The sequence below is a fragment of the Bacteroides clarus YIT 12056 genome (assembly GCF_900129655.1).
In the GTDB taxonomy this organism is placed as follows: domain Bacteria; phylum Bacteroidota; class Bacteroidia; order Bacteroidales; family Bacteroidaceae; genus Bacteroides; species Bacteroides clarus.
In genome coordinates, this window is sequence record NZ_FQWK01000001.1 from 100,828 (window position 1) to 122,019 (window position 21,192).

Annotated in this window: 13 protein-coding genes; 8 read left to right on the plus strand and 5 right to left on the minus strand. The window is 44.2% G+C overall.

Going from position 1 to position 21,192, the window contains the following annotated elements; genetic code table 11:
- Window positions 1-93 precede the first annotated feature (93 nt).
- Window positions 94-1,275: a site-specific integrase gene (locus BUB52_RS00390; protein ID WP_009122904.1), complete on the minus strand. Its 1,182-nt coding sequence runs from the start codon at window positions 1,273-1,275 to the stop codon at window positions 94-96.
- Between the two features lie 453 nt (window positions 1,276-1,728).
- Between BUB52_RS00390 and BUB52_RS00395 the strand changes: the two genes are divergently transcribed.
- From BUB52_RS00395 to BUB52_RS00430, 8 genes are all read left to right on the plus strand, one after another.
- Window positions 1,729-4,908 carry a SusC/RagA family TonB-linked outer membrane protein gene (locus BUB52_RS00395; protein ID WP_009122906.1) on the plus strand — a complete coding sequence of 1,060 codons (3,180 nt, stop codon included), beginning with the start codon at window positions 1,729-1,731 and terminating at the stop codon, window positions 4,906-4,908.
- Between the two features lie 16 nt (window positions 4,909-4,924).
- Window positions 4,925-6,400: a SusD/RagB family nutrient-binding outer membrane lipoprotein gene (locus BUB52_RS00400; protein ID WP_009122907.1), complete on the plus strand. Its 1,476-nt coding sequence runs from the start codon at window positions 4,925-4,927 to the stop codon at window positions 6,398-6,400.
- Between the two features lie 35 nt (window positions 6,401-6,435).
- Window positions 6,436-7,230, plus strand: coding sequence for a BT_2262 family domain-containing protein (locus BUB52_RS00405; RefSeq protein ID WP_009122908.1), 795 nt, complete (start codon window positions 6,436-6,438; stop codon window positions 7,228-7,230).
- 19 nt (window positions 7,231-7,249) lie between these two features.
- Complete coding sequence (locus tag BUB52_RS00410; RefSeq protein WP_009122909.1) at window positions 7,250-7,753, plus strand: lipid-binding protein; 504 nt, start codon at window positions 7,250-7,252, stop codon at window positions 7,751-7,753.
- Window positions 7,754-7,868: 115 nt separating this feature from the next.
- A complete protein-coding gene (gene hflX, locus BUB52_RS00415; protein WP_009122911.1) occupies window positions 7,869-9,128 on the plus strand; it encodes a GTPase HflX in 1,260 nt (419 codons plus the stop codon).
- A 113-nt stretch (window positions 9,129-9,241) separates the two neighbouring features.
- Window positions 9,242-11,227 (plus strand): DUF4954 family protein, encoded by a 1,986-nt coding sequence (locus BUB52_RS00420; protein ID WP_009122912.1) that lies wholly within the window; start codon window positions 9,242-9,244, stop codon window positions 11,225-11,227.
- A 115-nt stretch (window positions 11,228-11,342) separates the two neighbouring features.
- A complete protein-coding gene (locus BUB52_RS00425; RefSeq protein WP_009122913.1) occupies window positions 11,343-12,983 on the plus strand; it encodes a fumarate hydratase in 1,641 nt (546 codons plus the stop codon).
- A gap of 157 nt (window positions 12,984-13,140) precedes the next feature.
- Window positions 13,141-14,298, plus strand: a complete 1,158-nt coding sequence (locus BUB52_RS00430) for an acyltransferase (RefSeq protein ID WP_009122915.1) — start codon at window positions 13,141-13,143, stop codon at window positions 14,296-14,298.
- A 6-nt stretch (window positions 14,299-14,304) separates the two neighbouring features.
- On the opposite strand, the gene pelA is transcribed toward BUB52_RS00430, so the two are convergent.
- The 4 genes from pelA to BUB52_RS00450 all read right to left on the minus strand — a co-directional run bounded on the left by pelA (window position 14,305) and on the right by BUB52_RS00450 (window position 21,058).
- Entirely contained in the window at window positions 14,305-15,411 is a 1,107-nt protein-coding gene (pelA, locus tag BUB52_RS00435; RefSeq protein WP_009122916.1) for a pectate lyase, read from the minus strand.
- 103 nt (window positions 15,412-15,514) lie between these two features.
- Window positions 15,515-16,840, minus strand: a complete 1,326-nt coding sequence (locus BUB52_RS00440; protein WP_009122917.1) for a TolC family protein — start codon at window positions 16,838-16,840, stop codon at window positions 15,515-15,517.
- Entirely contained in the window at window positions 16,837-19,869 is a 3,033-nt protein-coding gene (locus tag BUB52_RS00445) for an efflux RND transporter permease subunit (protein WP_009122918.1), read from the minus strand. Before BUB52_RS00445 ends, BUB52_RS00440 begins: the two co-directional genes overlap by 4 nt.
- A gap of 106 nt (window positions 19,870-19,975) precedes the next feature.
- Window positions 19,976-21,058, minus strand: a complete 1,083-nt coding sequence (locus tag BUB52_RS00450; RefSeq protein WP_009122919.1) for an efflux RND transporter periplasmic adaptor subunit — start codon at window positions 21,056-21,058, stop codon at window positions 19,976-19,978.
- Between the last annotated feature and the right edge of the window lie 134 nt (window positions 21,059-21,192).

A 21,192-nucleotide genomic window follows, 5' to 3' on the forward strand; every position in this document is an offset into this window, starting at 1 on the left:
ACGAAAGGGAAACAGTTGTCTAACGAATCAGAGCCAGCAGCTTGGCTGCTTGTTTTTGGGGTACTTCTTGACTAAAAAAGCCTTATTCCCCACTTATTTTCCAGCAAACGGTGTTGCTTGTTTCATTTTCTCTAAATCATGAATGATGGTCATATCCATAATATTGGTATAAACTTGAGTGGTTTTTACGCTCTTATGCCCGAGTAGCTTTTGCACGGTAGTGATATTTACCCCGTTGTATATCAGCAACGTTGCATTGGTATGACGTGCCGTATGGAAAGATATATTCTTTGATAATCCGGCCAACTTTGCGAGGGTCAGCAAGTCTTTGTTGACATTTGAGTTATCTCTCAAACGAAAGAAGCCTTCAAGATTATCTCGATATTTATTAAGAATTATAATCCCTTTGCCTGCGAAAAGCAAATAAAGGGGTAAACGTACTTCTGTTCCTGTCTTTACCGATTTATATATAAGCCATGTTTCCTGATTAATATCCACAATATTCTCGGAAGATAAATTTGTAAAATCAGAGTATCGCATTCCTGCATAGCAACAGAACAGAAAAGCATCCAAAGATTTTTGTAACTTCATATATCTACCCGACAAATTCAATTTCTCCAACTTTTCCAGTTCTTCCGGCACTAAATGGGTATGTTTATTCTCCACTGTTTTTATTTTATATTTTCTGAAAGCATATTTCTGTATTTCAATATATTCCTTATTAATAGCTATATTTACGTGGCGTTTCAAATGTTTCATATGTTTTGCAATAGTATTTGTATGATACCCTTTTAACTGTAGAAAATACTCAAAAGAGGACACAAACTCAAATGTCAGATCAGAAAACGTTATATCCTTTTTGAACTCTTGCAATAACATAAGGGTGGAAAGATGATTGCGCTTAGTGCTATTCTTTAAAGATGAGTTTGTGACTTCTTGCTTGAAAAAGGATATAAACGAAGAATTATTCTCCTGAGTGGTCAACATATTCTTTAGTAGCTCTAAAGATATACGTTTGCCTTGTTGCCATAATTCCAGCTCTTTTTTCTCTATCGCTGCTACAAATTCATAAATCAACCGGTTTAGAGCATCTGCATTAGGGTGGTTCTTAACAACCAGCTTTTTGGTATCCCACTGTTCCGGCTTCAAATAGACTCTGGTGGAAAAGTACTTTTTTTTTCTGTCTAAATAGGCTTCTACCTGTACTAATGCCATACCTTTTTTGTTCAGACACTTCTTCCTGTTATACACAAGACTGTAAATAATTTTATTCATCTCAAGTTGTTTTGATTAATACTATAAACAAATAAGACGATATTCTGTGCAAAACAGGGTTTGAATAAGGATTAATATCTGCAAAAAATGGCTTCTGTTTTTTTATAGTTCATTCTTTAAAGCCATAAAAAAGACGCAAAATGTCTCTCATAATCCAATCAAATAGCACAAATATGGGAGTTTTTTTAACCATTTTGTTTTAAAATACGTGTATCCGGATTAATAATTGGGTAAAATGGTTGAAACATAGTGATAGCTAATGATAGTGTTTTGAGGTTCTTTAATTGTATAAAATCTGCTATTCAGCATAAAATGGCATATTTTGTTAACAGTTTGATAGATTTACAAGGTTTTTTCAATAAAATAGTTGCCCGTTTCATATTTATTAATATATTTGCATTTTGTTAGAGTAAAGAAACAATTAATGTAAAGTTAAACTTTAAGAGAGAATTTATGAAAAGAAAATTAATGCTGTTATTGGCCTGCCTTTTTGTAGGAATAGGCTTAGTAACTGCCCAAACACAGAAGGTTACAGGTGTTGTGATTTCTGAAGAAGATGGGCAGCCAGTTATTGGAGCCTCTGTATTGGTAAAAGGTACACAAATTGGTGCTATTACCAATGTAGATGGTGATTTTACATTACTGAACGTACCAAGTTCTGCGAAGACTTTGCAGGTTTCGTTCGTAGGTATGCAGGCACAAGAAGTTGCAATCAAGCCTAATTTGAGAGTTGTATTAAAGTCTGATACAGAAGTGCTTGATGAGGTCGTTGTGACAGCAATGGGTATTAAACGTTCAGAAAAAGCATTGGGATATTCTGCAACCTCTGTGAATAGTGACAAGATTACAGCTACTCGCAATTCAGATGTGATGTCTGCTTTATCCGGAAAAATTGCGGGTGTACAGATATCAAGTAACTCATCGGATCCGGGTGCGTCTAATTCTGTTGTCGTACGTGGTTTTAGTTCTTTGTCAGGTTCCAATCAGCCGCTTTATATTATTGATGGAGTACCGATGAGTAACTCTTCCGCCGGTTCATCTACCAGTGATGCTCTTGATACGAGCTATGACTTTGGTAATGGTGCCAATGCTATTAATCCTGATGATGTAGAGAGCATGACAGTATTGAAAGGTGCTGCTGCAACGGCACTTTATGGTAGCCGTGCGGCTAATGGTGTTATCATGATCACTACAAAAACTGGTAAGCAGCAAAAGAAAGGTTTGGGAATAGAATATAATGGTGGCTTACAGGCTTCTACTATCTTACGTTACCCGCAATTACAGAATGAATTCGGTATGGGTTGGAGCGGTACACATACTGAATTGGAGAATGGTAGTTGGGGACCTCGTTTTGACGGTTCTATGCGTGTTTGGGGTAATGTCTATGATAACTCGCAGAAAGTAAAGCCTTATGTGGCAATGAAAGATAACATTAAAGATTTCTTTGATACAGGTTTCCGTTACTCAAACAGCCTTTCATTCAATAATGCTAATGAAAAAAGTAATTACTATGTGTCATTTTCACAAATAAGTGATGATGGAATGTTGCCGGGCAAGGCAGATACGTATGACAAATATACTTTCTCTGCCCGTGGCGGACATAAGATTGGAAATTTGACCCTGTCATCTTCTGTAAATTATGCAAGTCAGCGTAATAAGTTTGCTACAACCGGACAGGGACTTTCAATGATTAACTCTCTGTACCAAACTCCGCGTGATATAAGCATTATTGGTCAAAAGGATTTGAATGATCCATTCAATGGTCCGGGATACTATTATACTCCTTATGGTGTAACCAATCCCTATTATATTCTGGATACTTATATGAATACTTATAAGTCAGAGAAGATTTATGGAAAGTTCCAGGTAGATTACGATTTCTTGAAATATTTTAAGTTTACCTATCGCATCGGTTTAGACGCTACGAACAGCGAACAAAAATATGGTGAGCCTAATTTGGCAGCTTTATTTGCCGGTACTCCTAATGATGATCAGGGAAACTTTAATGGAAAGAACGGAAAGGTAATGGAAGAAATGTTACGTCGTCGTGAGCTGAATCAAGATGTATTAGTTACTTTCAGCATGCCGGTAAGTGATTTTGATATCAATGCTTTAGTCGGTGGTAACTTCAATGAGCGTAAATATTCTTCAATGACATCGACTGTTACAGGTTTGGATATCCCTACCTGGTATCATTTGAGCAATTCGGCCAATACTCCTCTTGCAGAGGAATTAAGCTCCCGCCGTCGTTCCAATGCGGTGTTTGCACAAGTGGACTTGGCATGGAAAAGCATGGTTTATTTGACTGCCACAGCGCGTAACGACTGGTCATCTACTCTTCCTAAGGGTAAACGCGGTTTCTTCTATCCGGGTGTTACAGGTAGTTTTGTATTCAGCGAATTGTTTAATGAAGATTTGAAAAGCTGGTTTACATTCGGTAAGATTCGTGCGGCTTATGGTAAGACCGGTAATGATGCCGATCCTTATATGACATTGACTTCTTATGGTCAAGCCGTGGCTGATAGCGGTGGCTGGGGTGAAGTGAAGTTTCCGCTGAATGGTACTAATGCTTTTACCAAAGGTAATATACTTGGCAATAATGCATTGAAGCCGGAGATGACTACGGAATATGAATTCGGGGCAAATGTAGCGTTCTTTAATGGACGATTGTCAGTAGATGCGGCATATTATAACCGTAATTCAGACAATCAGATTATGAGTTTGAATATGGATGCTGCCAGCGGTTATACATATCGTAACGTCAACTTGGGTAAAATTCGTAATCAAGGTTGGGAGTTGCTTGTTACCGGACGTCCTATTCAGACTAAAGACTTTACTTGGGAATTGACCTGGAACTTTACGAAAAACAATAGTAAGGTAATCAGTTTGCCGGAAGAATTGGGCGGCCTTGCTACCATTTTCGGTTTGAGCGGTGGTACAACACTATATGCTATTGTAGGTGAACCTTTGGGTACGTACAAAGCTGAAGTTCCTATGACTGATGATAATGGTAATATTGTAGTGAATCCTTCTACCGGTCTGCCGGTGGCTTCAGACCAAATGGCTATTGTAGGTACCATGAACTATAAATATCAGATGGGTGTATCTACCATGTTGCAATACAAAGGTATTACTTTAGGTGTAGATTTCGATATTCGTCAGGGTGGTAAAATGTATTCACGTACAAAGGCAATCAACTATTTTACAGGTAATGCTATCCAGACTGCCTATAACGACCGTAACCCGTTCATCGTGCCTAACTCGGTTAATCAATTAAGCGATGGCAGTTTCGTGGAAAATACCACTCCGGTGAGCTATGCTAAGATTTGTGATTATTGGAATGCAGGTGGAGATATGATGGGCAGCTATGAATTGATTGATAAATCATTTGTTAAGTTGCGCAATATCTCTTTAGGATGGGATTTGCCAAAGAGATGGTTATCCAAGACTCCGTTCCAAGATATCAAGGTGTCTGTTTACGGAAGCAACCTTTTTGTATGGACTCCGTCAGACAATACCTTTATTGACCCGGAAATGACTTCATTCGGTAATGACCTTGAAGGACAGTACGGTGAATGGACGGCCAACCCGAGCAGCCGTAAGTTCGGTTTTAACTTAATGGTTAAATTCTAAAAAAACAGAAACGAATATGAAAAAGAAACTGATGATATTTGCTTCCTCGTTGCTCATAGGGTTTACGAGCTGCAACCTTGATATTAATACGGATCCGGATGCACCGAGTGATGTAACACCGGATATGATACTTCCTGCTGCGGAAAATGTTATTGCATGGACGGTAGGTAATGCTATGTACAATTATGCCGGTTTCTTTGCTCAGTACTACGAGCAAATGCCGGAAGCTCAGCAATATGATGCATTGATTGAATATGATATAAATCCTTCTTCTCAGATTATAGACCGTGCTTATACCCAATTATATGCAGGTGCTTTGGAAGATTTGAAAACTATTAGCGAAAGTGAAGATGTAACTCCGGCCGACCGTTTTGCCGTGTCTGTATTGCGTGCATTCAGCTTCCAGTTATTAGTGGATAATATGGATCAGGCTCCTTACAGTGAAGCTTTGATGGGTAGTGAAAATCCAATGCCTAAATGGGATGGCGGCCAAGCCATATATGAAGGTGTTTTGGCAGAAATGGAAGAAGCTGAAAAAGAGCTTGGGGAGTCTGCAATGACTTGTACGGATTTGCTGCTCAATAAGAATGTATCCCAATGGGTTGGTTTTGCCAATGCTCTTCGTTTGCGTATGTATCTTCGATTTATTGATGCGGGTGTGGATGTTGCCGGATATACGGAAAAAGTAAAATCTCTCGTTACTGCCAATCAATTCTTTTCCGGTGATGTGAAATTTGATGTGTATGCCAATGAAACATCCAAGTATAATCCTTGGTATGGACAGAATAACATCAGTCTGGCTAACAATCATTGTGCTTCATATCCTATCATTGCGTATATGAGTCAGACAAATGATATCGAACGTTTGGCTTATAGTTTTAAGGAAGCAAAAGCTACCAAGAAGTATGAGGGTGAAATTCCGGGAGTCAAGAATAATCTGAAAGGAAGTAAATTTAATAAAGATTATAGCGGTATGCAGTATTATGCTACAAAACCGGTCTATTTCTTTACTCAAAGTGAGCTTCAGTTCTTGATAGCGGAGGTATATATCCGTTTCATCAATGATGATGCCAAAGCAAAAGCTGCTTATGAAGCCGGTATCGAAGCCGACTTCGCCGCACGTGGTTTGACCGGAGCGGATGCATTATATACTACTACTGTTAGTTGGGCTTCGGCTACAACTACTGATGCTAAATTGAAACTTATTTATATGCAAAAGTGGGTTGCTCTTTGCTATATGGATCATATGGAGGCTTGGTCGGAAATTCGTCGCACGGATTGTCCGAAACTGTCATCTAAATCGGCTGCCGATATGGCAAGTGGTGATATTTCAGGGTATGAGGCCGGTGATTTAATTGCTCCGATGACTAATGCGTTGGGCGGTCAGAATATGATTAAGCGTCTGTATCCTTCTTATAGTGCAAGTCAGCTGAATAAAAATACTCCTACAGGTATGAAGTTGACTGATCCTGTTTGGTGGGATAAGAATTAAGCGTATCAATCACATATTTATAATAAAAGAAAGATATGAAAAAGATAATATATAGTTTATTTGTTTGTTTATCGCTTGTGATGGTTTCTTGCGATGAATCAACACAAGACCCGTCATTCATCACTTACTATGTGGATTTTGAGATGAACGGAGATGAGATTATGACGGTTGAATTAGGTACCCCTTATGTAGAGCCGGGTGTAATTGCTAAAGAGCAGGGCAAGGATATTACTTCTACGATTGTAACTACCGGTGCGGATAAAGTAGACGTCAGCAAGGCCGGTGTATATTTCATTACATATTCAGCTACAAACGTAGATGGGTATAGCAGTGAGATCACAAGAATGGTTGCCGTTTATGACCCTGCCATCACTACCGATATATCCGGTACGTATTCTACCAGTTTGGACTCTAATCGCCAAATGCCTCAAACAAACGATGAAGGTGAAGATATGACAGATGACGGTGGTAATTATGTGTGGGATACTCCGGAACCTTTCTCAAGTAATTTCTCTGTTGTCATTGAAAAGATTGCTCCGGGTATTTTCCATATCTCGGATATGATGGGCGGTTACTACGATCAAGGCCGTGGATACGGTGCTGCGTATGCTATGCCTGCTTATGTCAGCATGAAGAGCAATACTGACCCTGCATTTACTATCGTATCAGGAGGAACTTCTGCTTTTGGTGGAATGTATGATGAATTATCCGGTATCACTTATAATCCGGATGTAACTCCGGCTGATGATATTTATCCGGGCATATTGAAATGGTCTATTGAATATCAGGGAATGTTATTTAATATAGTGTTGGATAAACCAGTAGAATAAATATAAAAGGAATACGTATATGAAAAAATATTTGATGTTATTGTTTGCCGTTCTTTCCTTCTCGCTGACAGGTTGCGAAGAAACGGATGTAGAAGCGGGCGGTACTGCCGTAGAAAAGATGGCAGGAACATGGTATGTAACATGGGAGCAGAAAAATGCTCAAGGAGAATGGGAAGATGTATTGGGCGGTACGGTGGAATTGAACACCTATAATACTACCGCTAATGTTCCTACCGAGATGTGGTTGAAAGAAGGCTATCTGCTGAATACTGCATTGAAAGTTACTACTAACTATGCAGGTCGTACGTTCGAAATGGCAGAAACGTCTATTGCTGTCAATGAAGCTAATTGGGGAGCGCCCAAGATAACACTGAGCATTACAGACGGTAAGGTTTTGGAAGGCGAGGCCACTACTCCGAGCGGAATGCCGGCGGATAGTATTGTTTTCTTTGTAAATGTGCAGGGAGACGATACCTATAAAATCGCGGGTTTCCGTCGTACAGGCTTTGCTGAAGATGAGTAATTTTGAAACTAGAGAATACGAAAAGGAGGACAACGCAACATTGTCCTCTTTTTTTTTGTTATATTTGCCGCCACATATAATAAAGGTATACATATATAATAAGGTATAAAATAGAATGAAAGAATTTGTAATTTCCGAAGCACAGGTCGAAACCGCAGTATTGGTAGGTCTTATCACGAAAACTCAGGATGAGCGCAAGACGAACGAATACCTCGATGAACTGGCATTCTTGGCTGAGACAGCCGGGGCGGAAGTGGTGAAACGATTTACTCAGAAGTTAGACCAGGCAAACTCTGTGACATATGTCGGAAAGGGTAAGCTGGAAGAAATAAAAGAATATATCCGTAACGAAGAAGAAGCCGAACGTGAAATCGGTATGGTGATTTTCGATGATGAGCTCTCGGCAAAGCAGATACGTAATATTGAGGCTGAGTTGAAAATAAAGATATTAGACCGTACCTCACTCATTCTCGACATTTTTGCCATGCGTGCACAGACTGCCAATGCGAAAACTCAGGTTGAACTGGCGCAGTATAAATACATGCTTCCCCGTCTGCAACGTTTGTGGACTCACTTGGAACGTCAGGGAGGTGGTTCAGGTGCGGGTGGCGGTAAAGGTTCCGTAGGTTTGCGCGGTCCGGGTGAAACACAGTTGGAGATGGACCGTCGTATCATCTTAAACCGCATGTCATTACTGAAAGAACGTTTGGCGGAGATTGATAAGCAAAAGGCAACCCAGCGTAAGAATCGCGGTCGTCTTATTCGTGTAGCATTGGTAGGATATACCAATGTAGGCAAATCTACTTTGATGACGTTGCTTTCCAAGAGCGAAGTATTTGCGGAGAATAAGCTCTTTGCTACGTTGGATACTACGGTACGTAAAGTTATCATCGAGAACCTGCCGTTCCTTTTGTCAGATACGGTTGGTTTTATCCGTAAATTGCCGACCGACTTGGTAGATTCTTTTAAATCTACTTTGGACGAAGTGCGCGAAGCCGATTTGTTGCTGCACATCGTAGATATTTCACATCCCGACTTTGAAGAGCAGATAGAAGTGGTAAACAAGACATTGGCGGACATCGGTGCATCCGGTAAACCCATGATACTTGTATTTAATAAAATAGACGCTTACACCTATGTGGCGAAAGCGGAAGACGACCTTACCCCCAGAACCAAAGAAAACTTAACGCTCGAAGAACTGATGAAGACATGGATGGCAAAGATGGAAGACAACTGTCTCTTTATCTCTGCCCGTGAACGAGTCAATGTAGAGGAATTGAAGAGTGTGGTTTATCAGCGTGTAAAAGAACTGCACGTGCAAAAGTACCCCTATAACGATTTTCTTTATCAGACCTACGAAGAAGAAGAGGTTTAATTTAATGAAGAGTTAAGAATGAAGAGTGAAGAATTACCGTGCGGAATGATGTCTGCACGACACGGCGCAGCCGGATTCTTCATTCTTAATTCTTCATTCTTAATTTAGGTGTTATGACTTACAGAAACTTGACCGAAGACGAAGTGCTCCGGTTAAAGAGCCAGTCGTGTCTGGCGGATGATTGGGGGAAGGTAACCGTTGCTGAAGAGTTTTCAACGGAATTTGTGCATCATACCCGCTTCTCGGGCGAGGTGCGTTTGGGGATATTCCATTCGGAATTTACCTTACCGGGTGGAATAAAGAAACATTCCGGTTTGCGGCATGTAACGCTTCACAATGTAACGGTGGGCGATAACTGCTGCATTGAGAATATTCAGAACTACATTGCCAATTATGAAATCGGACATGATACTTTCATTGAGAATGTGGATATCATTCTTGTAGACGGGTTATCTAAATTTGGTAATGGTGTAGAGGTATCCGTTCTGAACGAAACGGGTGGCCGTGAGGTTCTTATCAGTGATAAACTTTCCGCTCATCAAGCTTATATCATGGCGCTTTACCGCCATCGTCCGGAGCTGATTGCGCGGATGAAGGAAATAACAGATTTCTATTCCAATAAGCATGCTTCTACTGTCGGTTCTATCGGTAATCATGTCATGATACTCAACACCGGTTCTATCAAGAATGTGCGTATCGGTGACTATTGCCACATTTGCGGTACGTGCCGTCTGTACAACGGAAGCGTCAACAGTAATGAGATAGCTCCTGTACATATCGGTCACGGCGTTATTTGCGATAACTTTATTATATCATCCGGTTCGCGTGTGGACGACGGTGCTATGCTTACCCGTTGTTTTGTAGGGCAGGCTTGCAAACTGGGGCATAACTATTCTGCTTCGGATTCCTTGTTCTTCAGTAATTGTCAGGGAGAAAACGGTGAAGCATGTGCCATCTTTGCCGGACCTTATACGGTGACGCACCACAAATCCACTTTGCTTATAGCCGGTATGTTCTCCTTTATGAATGCCGGTTCCGGTTCCAATCAGAGTAATCACATGTACAAGCTCGGCCCTATTCACCAGGGAACGTTGGAACGCGGCGCTAAGACCACTTCCGATTCTTATATTCTGTGGCCTGCAAGGGTGGGGGCTTTCTCTCTCGTTATGGGTCGTCACGTCAACCATTCCGATACTTCCAACTTGCCGTTCTCTTATCTGATAGAGCAGAACAATACGACCTATCTTGTTCCGGGTGTCAATCTGCGTAGCGTAGGTACTATCCGTGATGCCCAGAAATGGCCTAAGCGTGACCAGCGTACCGATACCAATAAGCTGGACTTCATTAACTACAACCTTTTGAGTCCGTATACTGTACAAAAGATGTTCAAGGGGCGGGAGACATTGAAGAACCTGCGTTATGCTTCGGGTGAATTATCCGATATCTATTCTTTCCATAGTGCCAAGATTCGCAATTCAGCATTGGTAAAAGGTATTCGCTTTTATGAAATCGCTATTCACAAATTCCTTGGTAATTCCGTAATCAAGCGTTTGGAAGGTATCAATTTCAGAAGTAATGAAGAGATACGCACCCGCCTTAAGCCCGATACCTCTATCGGTAGCGGGGAGTGGGTGGATATTTCCGGATTGATAGCTCCTAAAAGCGAAATTGACGCATTAATAGACGGCATTGAGTCCGGGGTGGTCAACCGATTGAAAAACATCAATGCGGAATTTGAACGGATGCATCAGAACTACTACACTTACGAGTGGACATGGGCGTACGACAAACTGGAAGAATTTTACGGTATCAATCCCGAAAATATTACGGCGGAAGACATTATACACATCGTAGAAAAGTGGAAAGAGTCTGTTGTCGGTCTAGACCGTATGGTCTATGAAGATGCCAAGAAAGAATTTTCTTTGGCTTCTATGACCGGGTTCGGAGCCGATGGCTCACGTCTTGAAAAAGAACTTGACTTTGAGCAAGTGCGCGGTGATTTTGAAAGTAATCCGTTTGTAACTGCCGTGTTGAAACATATCGAAGTAAAGACGGCGTTGGGCGATGAATTGATAGGGCGCATGCGACACGTACGTTAAGTAATGGCAAGATGGTTGTGCCTATAAGTTTTCACCCTAATTAAAGAAATATTTCAATAATAGTTGTTACCTTTGTGTCACGAATCACTTTTAAATATTAAATGAACAAGTAATTATGGCAACAACACCTCCGTTCAAGTATCAGCCCATGTTCGAGAAGGGTAAGGATACAACTGAGTATTATCTGCTTACAAAAGACTACGTGTCCGTAAGCGAGTTTGAAGGAAAACCCATCCTGAAGATTGAAAAAGAGGGTCTGACCGCAATGGCTAATGCGGCTTTCCGTGACGTTTCGTTTATGTTGCGTCGTTCGCACAACGAACAAGTTGCTAAGATTTTGAGTGACCCTGAAGCAAGTGACAACGATAAGTATGTGGCTTTGACTTTCCTGCGTAATGCCGAAGTTGCCTCTAAGGGTGTGCTGCCCTTCTGCCAGGATACGGGTACGGCTATCATCCACGGTGAAAAAGGACAACAAGTGTGGACGGGCTATTGTGATGAAGAAGCCCTCTCGCTCGGTGTCTATAAAACATATACGGAAGAGAATCTGCGTTATTCTCAGAACGCCCCTCTCAATATGTACGACGAAGTGAATACGAAGTGCAATCTTCCGGCGCAGATTGATATTGAAGCTACTGAAGGCATGGAGTATGAGTTTCTTTGCGTTACTAAGGGTGGCGGTTCTGCCAATAAAACATATCTCTATCAAGAAACGAAAGCTATCCTGAATCCTGAAACGCTGGTTCCGTTCCTTATCGAAAAGATAAAGACATTGGGTACGGCTGCTTGTCCGCCCTATCACATTGCATTCGTTATCGGTGGTACTTCTGCCGAGAAGAACTTGCTGACGGTGAAGTTGGCTTCCACTCACTTCTACGATAACCTGCCTACCGCCGGCAATGAGTTCGGTCGTGCTTTCCGTGATGTGGAATTGGAGAAACAGGTATTGGCGGAAGCTCACAAGATTGGTCTTGGCGCACAGTTCGGCGGTAAATATCTGGCTCATGATGTACGTATCATTCGTTTACCGCGTCACGGTGCTTCCTGTCCGGTAGGTCTGGGCGTGTCCTGTTCTGCCGACCGTAACATTAAATGTAAAATCAACAAAGAGGGTATTTGGATTGAAAAACTCGACAGCAATCCGGGTGAGCTGATTCCTGCCGAACTCCGTAAAGCTGGTGAGGGTGATGTAGTGAAGATCGATTTGAACCAACCGATGGAAAATATCCTGAAGGAGCTGACCAAGTATCCGGTTTCTACCCGTCTGTCTCTGAACGGTACTATCATCGTAGGTCGTGACATCGCTCATGCCAAGTTGAAAGAACGTTTGGATCGCGGTGAAGATTTGCCGCAATACATCAAAGACCATCCTATCTACTATGCCGGTCCTGCCAAAACTCCGCAGGGAATGGCGTGTGGTTCAATGGGGCCGACAACTGCCGGACGTATGGACCCGTATGTGGACCTTTTCCAAAGCCATGGCGGAAGTATGATTATGCTTGCCAAAGGTAATCGTAGCCAGCAGGTTACGGATGCCTGCAAGAAGTATGGCGGCTTCTATCTCGGTTCTATCGGCGGTCCTGCCGCCATCTTGGCACAGAATAATATCAAGAGTATCGAGTGTGTGGAATATCCCGAACTCGGTATGGAGGCTATCTGGAAGATTGAAGTGGAAGATTTCCCCGCATTTATCCTGGTGGATGATAAGGGTAATGACTTCTTTAAACAACTGAAACCCTGGAATTGCAGTAAATAAGTGCCGCAAGATTAAATAAAGACAGAGCCGCCGAGGGAAACTTCAGCGGCTCTGTTTGTGTTTGATGAGTTTCCTGTCAAAAATATATATGGAAAAAGGCTGCTGTATTTTGGTACATTTTCTATCTTTACGCTTTCAAACACAAATATCTGATAACATGGAACAAACACTTACACAATCCAAAGCAGGACAACACATTGTATGGCTCGATGTAGCCCGATTGGTAGCTATGTTTACCGTAGTTTGCTGCCACAGCGCAGACCCTTTCAATTTCTTTCCGGGTACGTCGCCCGACATCGAAAGTATTAAGTTTTGGGGAGCCGCCTATGGCGCGGTGCTTCGCCCCTGCGTACCGCTATTCGTAATGATTACCGGCGCGTTGCTGTTGCCGGTACGTGGAGAAGCATCCGTATTTTATAAGAAACGTATTCCCCGCGTATTCTTCCCGTTTATTATCTGGTCGCTGATATATAATTTCTTTCCTTGGATAACGGGACTGTTAGGGCTGAACCCGGAAGTCATTCTTGATTTCTTCCCTTACTCGGGCGAGGATGTCATGCGCCAATCTTTTGCAGTGAGCATGGGATATATCGCTCAAATACCCCTTAATTTCTCGCTGCTTGCCGTACATATGTGGTACATATACTTGCTGATCGGCCTTTACTTATATTTGCCGATATTCTCGGCATGGGTGGAAAAGGCGTCGGAACGTGCCAAACTCTGGTTTCTTGCGGCGTGGGGAGTGACTTTATTACTACCTTATTATAATGAGTACGTATCGGAATATCTTTGGGGCGGTTGTTCGTGGAATGCGTTCGGAATGTTGTACTACTTTGCCGGTTTCAACGGTTACCTGTTGCTGGGGCATTATTTGCGTAACCATGATTGGAGCGGAAGACAACTGGCATTTATCGGTATACCGATGTTTGTAGCGGGGTATGCGGTGACCTTCCTGGGGTTTTGTCACATGACTTCGTTACCGGACTTCACGGATGAAATGCTGGAATTGTACTTTACATATTGCTCGCTGAATGTAGTCATGATGACTGTTCCCGTATTCGTACTGTGTAAACGGGCAAATATTAAATCGGAAAGAGTCAGACGAGCGCTGGCCAATCTGACTCTTTGCGGTTTCGGTGTGTATATGATACATTATTTCTTTACCGGACCGAGTGTGGTACTGATGCGCGCTATCCATATTCCCATTCCTTTGCAGATACCTTGTGCGGCAGTGGTGGCATTCTGTGTATCCTGGTTTCTGGTAGCGATGGCTTATCGCTGTTTCGGGAAGAATACGAAATGGGTGTTGGGATAGGTATGCTTAATTACCTATCCGCTTTTTCCACTGCTCGTACTTTTTCAGCACTTTCAGTCCGGCATTGTTGTACCAGCTGTATCCATTACGGCGTTCATAGCCTATCTCGGAGATATCGTACTTCTTCACGCCGTCTCGGTCGCAGAAGAAAGGACGGTTGTCTTCGAGAGTGTAGAAACGCGCCCAAAGTACGGGACAAGGATAATCGTCCTGCGGGCATGGAATCATCCGGTAGTCTTTTTGGCCTTCGCTATTAGTGAAATTCTCACGCATGATACCTGTTATCTTGTTTGCCTTGAACCATGCGATGGCTGCTTCCACGGAAGCGATGATTTCGGGTGACGGATCGGGGATGGACATCAACAGTAGGACGATGTTGTCCGATTCGGCCCCGCTGAGTGAGGGAAGTTCGTAGGCACGGGCCTTGGCGGGGGCGAGGGTGTGTTCGTCATGCTGGGCGCACCACACTGTCAGTTTGCCGTTTTGCTTCACCTGAGTATTAAGGATACACTCCACACCTTTGTCGAATGCGGCACGGGCGCGTTGGCAAAGAGTATCCGGTACATAGGTGTACGGGGCTTTCTTGTTGTAAACATCACGTAGCAGGTTCATGACGTTTACCATTGCGTTGTCGTTGTAGGTGATGTGGGTATAATAGCCTTTGGGACGCGGCCAGAATTGAGGCCAACCGCCGTTGGGGTATTGCGCTTTCAGTATGTAACGTATACCTTCTAAAGCGGCCTCTTTGTATTTCTCTATATCGGTGGCCAGATAAACCCGGGAAAGGTAACGGATTTCCGTACTCGTGGCATTATTGTCGATGGTACTCTGGTTGACGTTATCTTTCGCGGCGAGGGCTTTCTTATACTCATCGGCCGTCAGTTCGGCGGGCATATAGATGTTCTTGGGCCAGCCGCCGGTCGTTTGTTGGTAGAGCAGTACATTGTCGGCAATGCGAATGGCTTCGGGAGTGGTGAAGAAAGCGTCATCCAGTTTGGGAGCTATCTTCACCCAATCCTTGTAGGGATGTTTTTCCTTGTAATCGGTTGTTTCCTGCGCATTGGCTCCGGTGAGAAGGGCGAGCAATGCGCAGAAGAGAAATGTTCGTTTCATACTATTGAAGTTTTGAGTTTCTTTGCGAACAAAAGTAGGGAAAACTCTAAAGAGAGAATAGTAATATTTGTTTTTAAGAGAGTAAATATTGTGATTTATGTATTTACTCTAAATATTGTTCCACTCTTCCACTGATTTGCAGCAAGGATATTTCGCATAGTTTGGTGTCATATTCCGCCGATAAGATACGTTCTTCGGCATCCAGCAGGCTCTTTTGCGCTTCACGCATTTCAATACCGGAGAGGTTACCGAGCATATATCGTTCCATGGCAATCTCATGGTTTTCTTTGGCTGCAACAAGGTTCTGACGTTCCAGGTTCAGCATTTGGAGGTTGTTCTGATAGGCTTGCCACAGGTTACTCAGGTCGGCGCGCAAGGCTTGTTCCAACTGTTCCCGTTCCAGACGGGCGTTTTGCACTGCGATACGTGCATTCCGGAGTTCGCGGCGACGGTTGCCGTCAAAGAGATTGAAGCCTACGGTGACGCCTACGTTCAGTCCGAGGTTGCTACGACGGCTGTTGGCGGAAATATCATATTTGTTGAGGGTATAGCCGTAGCCGCCATTCATCTTCACGTACGGGTAGTCGCGGGAACTGGCTTTTTTATAATCCAGTCGTGCCAAAGTATTGTTCTGTTCAGCTTTCAGTAAAGATGCATTGGCTTGGAGAGTGGCGTTCCAAAGTTCCTCGAAATTCAGTTTGGCGCTGACATTGATGAGGCTGTCTTCAACGATGAAAGGGCGGTCTACATCTTCGTGTGCCATTAATTCGTTCAGCTGGATGCGTGAGGTATGCAATAACTCCTGTTGTTTCATGTATTGCGCACTGTCGGCATTGAAGTCTACTTTAGCCTGCTGGTAGTCCAGGCGGGAGAAGTTTCCGATATGATAACGCTCCTCTACGATACGCAGACGTTCTTTGGAGAGCGATACGGCATAGCGGAAGTTCTTCAGGCGGATTGTGTGCTGTACATAATTGTAATATTCGGCTGCAATATTGGCTATCAAATCTTCGATGGCGATACGGGTATTGGTTTCGCCTTGTCGTTCCAGCTCTTTCAGTTTCTGGTAGTTGGCGGTGATATTGAAGCCGTCGAAGATAGTCCAGCTCAGGTTAATGCCGGCATCGACGGTCTGGTCGAACACACCGTTCTCTTTGGTTGTTTCACCGGTGGCGCGCAGCTTTGTTTCGGTATTATCCAAAGTACCTTTATAACCGGCAGATAAGTCTAGGGTAGGCAGGTAGCCGGCATTGGCAAGGGTGGCGTTGTTCTTGCTTACTTGCTGTTCGTTACGGGTGATACGCAGGGAATAGTTGTTCAACAGCCCCTGTTCCAGACAAGACTTCAGGGTATAGATAGGCGCGGGCTGTGCCTGAACGGCAAGCGTGGCGCACAGAATGATTAAGAAAGATAAAATCGTACGTTTCATTCGTTCTTTAGTTTACTTCGGTTGGTAGATACATAACTATAAATAGCGGGGACGATATACATCGTGAGCAGTGTGGACACAAGCATACCGCCTACTACGGCCGTACCCATGGCGATACGTTGGTTACATCCTTCACCTGTGGCGAATGCCAACGGTATCAGTCCCAGTACGGTAGAGGCGCTTGTCATCAAGATGGGGCGTAGGCGTTGCAGAGCGGCATCTTTGATGGCTTGCATCTTGTCCTCGCCGGTTTCCTGCTTCTGATTGGCGAACTCTACGATAAGGATACCGTTCTTTGCCACCAGACCAATCAGCATGATGATACCGATTTGGCTGAATATATTCATTGTGATGTCTCCGAAATACATGAATACCAGTGCGCCGGCAATGGCAAGGGGCACCGTCAGCATGATAATCAGCGGGTCTTTGAAACTTTCGAACTGGGCGGCCAGAATCAGGTAGATAAGCAGGATTGCCAGAATGAAAGCGAACATCAGACTGGAAGAGCTCTCACGGTACTCTTTTGAGTCACCGGTGAGGGCGGTGCGGAAAGTGTCGTCCAATGTTTCTTTAGCTATCTTGTCCATTTCGTCCAAACCTTGTCCGATAGTCTTGCCGTCGGCAAGCCCGGCGGAGATAGTGGCGGATACGAAACGGTTGTAGCGATACAACTTAGGCGGAGCGATGCCGTTTGTCAGTTCTATAAGGTTGTCGAGCTGTACCATATCCCCCTTGTCGCTACGGATATAAATGCCTTTCAGGTCGGCAGGCTTGTTACGCTGTTGACGGTTGATTTCTCCCAATATCTCGTATTGCTTGCCGTTCATATAGAAGTAACCCATACGCTGGCCGCTTAAACCGTATTGCAGTGTTTGGGCAATGTTACGGGTGCTGACTCCCATGATACTTGCTTTGTCACGATTGATGTTGATACGGGCTTCCGGTTTACTGAACTTCAAGTCCACATCCGCCATTTGGAACACCGGATTCTCGTATACTTTCGCCATGAACTTGGGAAGTACCTCTTGCAATTTCTCAATGTTGGTAGCTTGCAGTACGTACTGTACGGGCATGCCGCCGCGTCGTCCGCCGAACGAGGAAGACTGCTGCACGAAAGAACGGGCCATCGTTTTTTTCTGTACCGCTTTCGATAGCTTTTCCGCTACTTCCATTTGCGTATAGTTACGGTCCTGCATGTCTTTCAAAGTAATGCGCACATTACCGCTACCGCTGGATACACGGGCGGTCACCGCTTCCGCATCGGGCACGATAGAATCGACCAGCTGGTTGATATCTTCTGTGTAGTCACGGATATATTCGTAGGTGACGCCTTCGGCACCACGCGTATTGATGCTGATTTGCGAACGGTCTTCCAGCGGTGACATTTCCGCGGGGATATAGTTCCAAAGAAAACCGATAATGATAATGGTTAACGCCGTGAACGGCAGTGCAATCCAGCGTTTCCGCAGGAAAGCGGCCAAAGAGCGGCTGTAAACGTTGTTCATCCCTTCGAAGAAAGGTTCGGTTTTACGATAGAACCAGCTTTGCTTTTCTCTTTTTATCAACAGTTTGGTAGCCAACATCGGTGTAAAAGTCAACGCGGCAAAAGAGGAGATGATAACCGAACCGGATACTACGATACTGAATTCACGGAACAGACGTCCTGTCGTACCGTCCATAAATACGATAGGGAAAAACACCGCTACCAGCGTAATGGTGGTGGAGATTACGGCAAAGAAGATTTCTTTGGCTCCTTCGATACCTGCCTCTTTCGGGGGCATTCCCTTTTCAATACGGACATAGATATTCTCCGTCATTACAATGGCATCGTCCACCACAAGTCCCACGGCAAGCACAATGGCCAGCATGGAGAGTACGTTGATGGAAAATCCTGCCAGGTACATCACAAAGAAAGCTCCGATCAATGAGACGGGAATTACGATACAGGGAACGAGGGTCACACGCCAGTCGCGCAGGAACAGGAAGATGATGATGATTACGAGGATGAACGCCTCGTACACCGTTTGCTTTACTTCATTGATGGAGGCGCGGATGAATTTGGTGTTATCGAAACCGTACGAGTAATGCACATCTTCCGGCAGGTCTTTCTGCATCTTCTCCATACGTTCGTACACGGCGTCGGCAATCTGGATATGATTGGCGCCCGGTTGCGGAATCACTACGATACCCACCATAGGCACACCGTTCATCTTCATATAACTTTTGATGTCTGCCGGGCCAAGTTCGGCGCGGCCTATGTCGCTGAACCGGACGATACGGTTGCCGTCTTCTTTCAGGATGAGGTTATTGAATTCTTCTGCCGTATGCATCAGGCCGAGCGTGCGAATCGTCAGTTCGATGGTATTTCCTTCGATACTGCCCGAAGGAAGTTCCACATTCTCATTGTCTACCGCATTCTTTACGTCGATAGGAGTGATACCGTAACCGGACATCTTAATGGGGTCGAGCCACAAACGCATGGAATAACGTTTCTCTCCCCAAATGCTTACGCTGCTTACATCGGAAATGGTTTGTAACTGTTCTTTGACCGTGAGGTCTGCTATCTCGCTAAGTTCCAGCAACGAACGCTTGTCGCTTTGCAAAGCCACCATGAGGATAGGAGTAGCATCCGCGTCGGCTTTGGATACGGTTGGCGGGTCGCAGTCGCGGGGTAAATAACGCTGGGCGCGCGAAACTTTGTCACGTACGTCATTGGCGGCCGTTTCCAAGTCGACGGAAAGCTCGAACTCTACCGTAATACGTGATGAACCCTGCTGGCTGACGCTGGAGAGGGAACGGATCCCCGGAATACCGTTGATATTCTGTTCCAGCGGTTCTGTAATCTGATTTTCGATAACGTCGGCGTTTGCTCCGGGATAGGAACAGGATACGGAGATAATAGGATTATCCACTGACGGATACTCGCGGACACCGAGGTAGTTGTACCCGATGAAACCGAAAAGCAGGATAATCAGTGTCAATACGGTGGAGAGTACCGGTCTCCGTATGCTTAATTCAGATATATTCATGATAAGAAGTATAAGGTATGAATATGAAGTATAAGGTACGAATTATGAATTACTGCTTCCGGCATAAACCTGCCATAGCTCATATTTTATCCTTGATACTTTATACTTAGTTAATGTTGTCTAATGTCACGGGTAATCCTGTGCGGAGTTGCAGGGTTCCTGAAGTGATGATTGTATCGCCTACGTTCAGACCTTGCAATACTTGCACTTCGGCTTCCGTCCGGATACCGGTGGTAATCTCTGTCGGCTGTGCTTTTCCTGACTTATAGAGGAAAATCTTATCCTTACCCATTTCCGGTACGATGGCTTCGGAGGGTACGGCAAGCGCATTCTGTATTTCGTCCTTATTCAGTTTGATACTGGCGTAGCGTCCCGGCAGTACGGCGCTGTTGGCGTTGGGATAGAGCGCACGGATGGTCAGTGTATGGGTAGTGGGGTCTATCTTTGATTCGCGTGCGTAAACAGTGGCATGGAAAGCGTTCAGCTTTCCTTCGAGCGTAAAGTCCAGCCCTGCGCCGATTTTTACGTCATTGGCATATCGTTCGGGTACTGCGAACTCTACTTTCAAGGGGGAGAGCTTGGTGAGTTTGGCTACAATGGTAGAGGGAGAAGCGTATGTTCCTACGCTGACCTGCCGCAGGCCGATAACTCCGTCAAAGGGAGCGCGAAGTTCTGTTTGTGCAATATTGGACTCTATCAGGTCGATGTCGGCATTCAAGGTCGCCAGTTCGGTCTTTACCTGTTCGTACGCTTCCTTACTGACCGCATCTCTTTCCAGCAAGGCATTTTGACGGAATACGCGGTCTTCCGCCAACTTCAACTGCGATACCAGCCTTTGCAATTGCGCCTGAAGAGGACGATCGTTCACTTTAGCGAGCAATTGCCCTTTCTTCACGAAACTGCCTTCTTCAAAGTTGATTTCGATAATCTTGCCGGATGTCTCGAATGAAAGGTCTACTTCTTCATCGGGCAGCAAACTGCCGCTGATTTGTATTTCGTCTTTTAGCAGTTGCGGTTTTATTATTTTGGCGTTTACGTTCAGAATCTTTTTGCCTCCACGCTTACCGGTCATTACTTTATCGGCAGCCGCCAATTCCTCGTTTGTCTTGGGAAGTTGAGAATAAATACCTCCGCCTATCAGTCCGGCACCAATGAATAGGATGATGCCCCATTTTACTTTTTTATTCATGTCGTAGTATTAGTAGTATATTTAGCCATAGATTTGGACGGAAAAGGTACGAAAAAGTTTAAAACAAGAAAAGTTAATAAAAGTGATAAGGCAATAAAGCGGTAGAGCGTTAGGGGCAAGACTGCCACTTTACC